This is a genomic window from Burkholderia sp. Ac-20379 (assembly GCF_017104645.1).
Classification (GTDB): Bacteria; Pseudomonadota; Gammaproteobacteria; order Burkholderiales; family Burkholderiaceae; genus Burkholderia.
Map to the genome: position 1 here is coordinate 1 of NZ_JAAGPF010000436.1, position 5,078 is coordinate 5,078.

General features: G+C 67.8%; 4 protein-coding genes and 2 pseudogenes. 2 read left to right on the forward strand and 4 right to left on the reverse strand.

Translation table 11 applies throughout. The features are described from left to right. A pseudogene (locus G3N92_RS30860) lies at positions 1 to 126 on the reverse strand (tetratricopeptide repeat protein); the annotation flags it as partial. A 241-nt stretch (positions 127 to 367) separates the two neighbouring features. Here G3N92_RS30860 and G3N92_RS30865 point away from each other — a divergent pair. After that, the gene (locus G3N92_RS30865; protein WP_206131338.1) at positions 368 to 982 is read left to right on the forward strand and encodes a glutathione S-transferase N-terminal domain-containing protein; all 615 of its coding nucleotides are present in this window, start codon (positions 368 to 370) and stop codon (positions 980 to 982) included. 89 nt (positions 983 to 1,071) lie between these two features. Here the strand turns inward: G3N92_RS30865 and G3N92_RS30870 are convergent, their stop codons facing one another. The 3 genes from G3N92_RS30870 to G3N92_RS30880 all read right to left on the reverse strand — a co-directional run bounded on the left by G3N92_RS30870 (position 1,072) and on the right by G3N92_RS30880 (position 4,575). Further along, positions 1,072 to 2,703, reverse strand: coding sequence for an FMN-binding glutamate synthase family protein (locus G3N92_RS30870; protein ID WP_206131339.1), 1,632 nt, complete (start codon positions 2,701 to 2,703; stop codon positions 1,072 to 1,074). Between the two features lie 193 nt (positions 2,704 to 2,896). Next, entirely contained in the window at positions 2,897 to 4,069 is a 1,173-nt protein-coding gene (mnmA, locus tag G3N92_RS30875) for a tRNA 2-thiouridine(34) synthase MnmA (RefSeq protein ID WP_206131340.1), read from the reverse strand. Further along, entirely contained in the window at positions 4,066 to 4,575 is a 510-nt protein-coding gene (locus G3N92_RS30880) for an NUDIX hydrolase (protein WP_206131341.1), read from the reverse strand. Before G3N92_RS30880 ends, mnmA begins: the two co-directional genes overlap by 4 nt. A gap of 294 nt (positions 4,576 to 4,869) precedes the next feature. On the opposite strand from G3N92_RS30880, the pseudogene G3N92_RS30885 reads away from it, so the two are divergent. Beyond that, positions 4,870 to 5,078, forward strand: a pseudogene (locus G3N92_RS30885) (NAD(P)(+) transhydrogenase (Re/Si-specific) subunit alpha); the annotation flags it as partial.

Here is a 5,078-nt window from a genome sequence, read left to right on the forward strand (position 1 = left end):
GCCGAGATTCTCGTAGGCGACGCCGTAATCGGGGTTCGCCTGGGTCGCGGTGACGAGCGCGGCGCGCGCCTCGTCGTAGCGGCCATGCTTGGCGTACAGCGCGGCGAGATTGTTGTACGGCTCGGGGGCGAGGGCGGTTTCGGTGGGTGCGTTCATGGCGCGATTGTAGCGCTGTCGTGCGGCGTGCGCGTCGGCCGGTGCGGCGGCCTGCCTGCCTTGCCGCAAGCGCCGCCGCGGCGTTGTTGCATCCGGTCCACACGCCATTCGGGCGACTTGCCCGCAGGCCGGGGCGGGCGGTTATGATCGTCGCCGACGTCTGACGACGTATACTCTCGGGCGGTATTTACTTGGCAGGCAGGCAAGCAGGATGATCAAACTCATCGGTTCGCTCGGCAGCCCCTACGTGCGCAAGGCGCGTATCGTGCTGGCCGAAAAGAAGATCGACTACCAGTTGGAACTCGAGAACGTGTGGGGGCCGGACACCGCGATCCACGCATCGAATCCGCTCGGCAAGGTGCCGTGTCTCGTGATGGACGACGGCGCAGCGGTGTTCGATTCGCGCGTGATCAGCGAATACGTGGATACGTTGTCGCCGGTCTGCAAGCTGATCCCGCCGTCGGGGCGCGAGCGCGTCGAGGTGCGGTGCTGGGAAGCGCTGGGCGACGGCGTGCTGGACGCGGCGGTCAACATCCGCATCGAGAACACCCAGCGTACGCCGGAACAGCGCAGCGAGGCCTGGATCGCGCGCCAGCAGCGCAAGATCGACGACGGCCTGGTGGCGATGTCGCAGGGCCTCGGCGGCAAGCCGTGGTGCGTGGGCAATCACTACACGCTGTCGGACGTCGCGCTCGGTTGCGCGCTCGGCTATCTCGACTTCCGCATGCCCGAACTCGCGTGGCGCGACCGGCATCCGAATCTCGACAAGCATTTCGCGAAGCTCTCGCAGCGGCAGTCGTTCATCGATACCGTGCCGCAGAACTGATCGCGCGCCCCGCGCGCGGATACAAAAACGCCCCGCCGGCGCACTGCCCGGCGGGGCGTTTTCATTGATGCGGGCCGATCGGGCGGGGCTTATTCGTCGTAGGCCGCCCACGCCGCGTAGGCCGCGTCGCCGATCGAGAACGAATCGCTGCGCGACGCCGGCCACCAGGTGTCGTAGAGCGTCAGGCCGAGCTTGTCGCCGGTCAGCAGCGCGCCCGGCTTCACGTACTTGAGCAACTGCGACATCAGCCGCACCTCGTGCGGAGCGACGCGCTGCACGATGTGATGCGCGCGCAGATCGGCCGGATGCGCGAGGCCGGCGGCCTGCACCAGTTCCTGCAGCGCGTGCAGCGTGTTGCGGTGGAAGTTGTAGACGCGTTCCGACTTGTCCGGCACCACCAGCGCGCGCTGGCGCACTTCGTCCTGCGTCGCCACGCCGGTCGGGCAGCGGCCGGTGTGGCAGGTCTGCGCCTGGATGCAGCCCACCGCGAACATGAAGCCGCGCGCCGAGTTGACCCAGTCCGCGCCGATCGCGAGCGTGCGCGCGATGTCGAACGCCGTGATGATCTTGCCGCTCGCGCCGATCTTGACGCGCTCGCGCAGGCCGATCCCCACCAGCGTGTTGTGCACCAGCAGCAGCCCTTCCTGCAGCGGCACGCCCACGTGGTCGGTGAATTCGAGCGGTGCCGCGCCGGTGCCGCCCTCGGCGCCGTCCACCACGATGAAGTCCGGCACGATGCCGGTTTCGAGCATCGCCTTGGCGATGCCGAAGAATTCCCACGGATGGCCGATGCAGAGCTTGAAGCCGGTGGGCTTGCCGCCCGACAGCGTGCGCAGCTTCTCGACGAATTCGAGCAGGCCGCGCGGCGTCGAGAACTCCGAATGCGAGGCCGGCGAGATGCAATCCTTGCCCATCGGGATGCCGCGCGTCTCGGCGATCTCGGGCGTGATCTTGGCGGCCGGCAGCACGCCGCCGTGGCCCGGCTTGGCGCCCTGCGAGAGCTTCACCTCGATCATCTTGACCTGCGGATCGGCGGCCTGCTTCGCGTACTTGTCGGGGTTGAACGTGCCGTCGTCGTTACGGCAGCCGAAATAGCCCGAGGCGATTTCCCAGATGATGTCGCCGCCGTGCTCGCGGTGATATTTCGACAGCGAACCTTCGCCGGTGTCGTGCGCGAAGCCGCCCTTCTTGGCGCCGAGGTTCAGCGAGCGGATCGCGTTCGCCGACAGCGAGCCGTAGCTCATCGCCGAGATGTTGAAGATCGAAATGTCGTAGGGCTGGGCGCGCTCGGCGCCCACGCGGATCCGGAAATCGTGGTTCGCGAGCCGGGTCGGCACCAGCGAGTGGCTGATCCACTCGTGCGCGACCGATCTGACGTTCAGTTCGGTGCCGTACGGCCGGTTGTCGGCCTCGTTCTTGGCGCGCTGGTAGACCACGCTGCGTTGCGCGCGCGAGAACGGCTTTTCGTCGGTGTCGTCCTCGATGAAGTACTGGCGGATTTCCGGGCGGATGAACTCGAACATGAAGCGGAAGTGGCCCCAGAGCGGGTAGTTCCGCAGGATCGCGTGGTGATCCTGCTGGAGATCCCAGAGGCCGAGGCCGACGAAGGCGGCGGGGATCAGGATCCAGGGCCAGGCGATCAGATGGGAAAGGGCGAGGACGGCGAGCAGCACGAGCACGAGCGTCGCGCACCACATCGCGAGATAGCGTCTTGCAAACATGGGGGATTCCTTATTCTTCGGTTGGCCGCCATGGCGTGGCCGTCTGGGCCAGGGCCGGCGGCGCGCGGCGTCGGCCGTGTGCTGTGCCAGCGGCCGATTGTCGCGTGCCGCAAGTCTAAACCGAGAATGTGTCAGCCCGCTTCGAAGCGGGCCCCACTAAAGCTGCCTGAAAGGAAGGGGAAAGGCGGGCGGCTCAGAGCGCCACGCCGCCGGCAGACTCGCGCGTGAGGGCCGCGCCCACTGCGTTGGCCGAGCCGGGCTGGCCCGTCGCGACCGCTTCGATGATGCCGCCGCCCAGGCAGATCTCGCCGTCGTAGAGCACCGCCGACTGGCCCGGCGTGACCGCCCATTGCGCCGCCTCGAACGCCAGCGAGAAGCGTGCTTCCCCGGCTTCGCCGGGCTTGGCGCGGCCGAACGTGCAGGCCGCGTCCGCTTGCCGGTAACGCGTTTTTGCGCCGCAGGCGAAGCCTTCGGCGGGCGGCTCGCCGGCCACCCAGCTGACGTTGCCGGCCACCAGTTCGTGCGACAGCAGCCACGCATGATCGTGCCCCTGCGCGACGTACAGCGTGTTCGACGCGATGTCCTTGCCGGCCACGAACCACGGCTCGCCGCTGCCGTCCTTGCTGCCGCCGAGGCCGATGCCCTTGCGCTGGCCGAACGTGTAGAACGCCAGGCCGATGTGCTCGCCCACGCGCTTGCCGTCGGGCGTCCTCATCGGGCCCGGCTTGGTCGGCAGGTAGCGGTTCAGGAAATCGCGGAACGGCCGCTCGCCGATGAAGCAGATGCCCGTGGAATCCTTCTTCTTCGCGTTCGGCAGGCCGATCTGCTCGGCGATCTCGCGCACCCGCGTTTTCGGCATCTCGCCGAGCGGGAACAGCGTTTTCGAGAGCTGCGCCTGATTGAGCCGGTGCAGGAAGTAGGACTGATCCTTGGTGTGATCGAACGCCTTGAGCAGCTCGAAGCGGCCTTCGCGTTCGCGCACGCGCGCGTAGTGGCCGGTGGCGATGGTTTCCGCGCCGAGCGACATCGCGTGATCGAGAAACGCCTTGAACTTGATCTCGGCGTTGCAGAGCACGTCCGGGTTCGGCGTGCGGCCGGCCGAGTATTCGCGCAGGAATTCGGCGAACACGCGGTCCTTGTATTCGGCGGCGAAATTGACGGCCTCGACGTCGATGCCGATCAGGTCGGCCACGGATACGACATCGATCCAGTCCTGACGGGTCGAGCAGTACTCGCCGTCGTCGTCGTCTTCCCAGTTCTTCATGAACAGGCCGACCACGTCGTAACCCTGTTCCTTCAGCAGCCACGCGGTGACCGACGAATCGACACCGCCCGACATGCCGACCACGACACGTTGCTTCTTCATTTGCTGACAGCCTGATGTTCGGGCGTCGCGCGGTAGGGCGCGACGGAATGCGTATGGACGAACTCCAGCGGCACGCGGCGGCCGGCGAGGTAATCGTCGACGCACTGCATGACCGCGGGCGTGCGGTGGCGATCCGAGGCGGCGCGCAGCTCGTCGGCCGTCATCCACAGCGTGCGGACGATGCCTTCGTCGAGCGCGCGGCCCGCGACGGCCTCGCCGGCCCGCCCGCAGAACGTGAAGCGCAGGTAGGTCGCGCCGCCCTTGCCGGGCCGCTCGAAATGCGTCTGGTAGACGCCCACGAGCGCTTCCGGCTCGAACGGGTGCGCCGTTTCCTCGAGCGTTTCGCGGATCACGGCCTCGACGAGCGTTTCGCCGGCCTCGAGATGGCCGGCGGCCTGATTGAGCCGCAATCCTGCCGACGTGTGTTCCTCGATCAGCAGGAAGCGGCCGTCGCGTTCGACGATCGCGGCCACCGTGACGTGCGGGGTCCAGAGTTCGGGTTTCATGGGCGAGCATTTTACCGGTTGCGCGGCGCGGCTGCCGAAGCTTGGGCGGGGGCCGGCGCCCGCTCGCGTCGCGATCCGGCCCCAACTGGCTTCGGGCCGAAGACGCCGCCTTGCCTGACCGATTCGCCGCCGTTTGTCCACCGGGAAAGGGCCGGATGCGGCGCGGCCGGGGCGATCGGGTACATTGGCGCGTTGACCATGCCGTTGCCTTCGAGCCGGTCGTCGTCGTCCGGAAGCGCTCCGGCTCGCCTCGCAGTCGAAATCAAGAATCAGAAAGCCAGCTGGAGGATCACGATGCAGATCGGAGTGCCCGTCGAGACGCGGGCTCATGAAGCGCGCGTGGCCGCGACGCCCGAAACCGTCAAGAAATACGTGGCGGCCGGCCACGCCGTCAGCGTCGAGCGCGGCGCCGGCGCGGCCGCGAGCTATCCCGACGACGCCTACGCGGCGGCCGGCGCGACGCTCGCCGAGCGGGCCGCCGTGTACGCCGCCGACCTGGTGCT

Excerpts from the sequence above, each read along its gene's own strand:
- mnmA (WP_206131340.1), bottom strand. The coding sequence starts at position 4,069 with ATGAAGAAGCAACGTGTCGTGGTCGGCATGTCGGGCGGTGTCGATTCG.
- G3N92_RS30880 (WP_206131341.1), bottom strand. The coding sequence starts at position 4,575 with ATGAAACCCGAACTCTGGACCCCGCACGTCACGGTGGCCGCGATCGTC.
- G3N92_RS30870 (WP_206131339.1), bottom strand. The coding sequence starts at position 2,703 with ATGTTTGCAAGACGCTATCTCGCGATGTGGTGCGCGACGCTCGTGCTC.
- G3N92_RS30865 (WP_206131338.1), top strand. The coding sequence starts at position 368 with ATGATCAAACTCATCGGTTCGCTCGGCAGCCCCTACGTGCGCAAGGCG.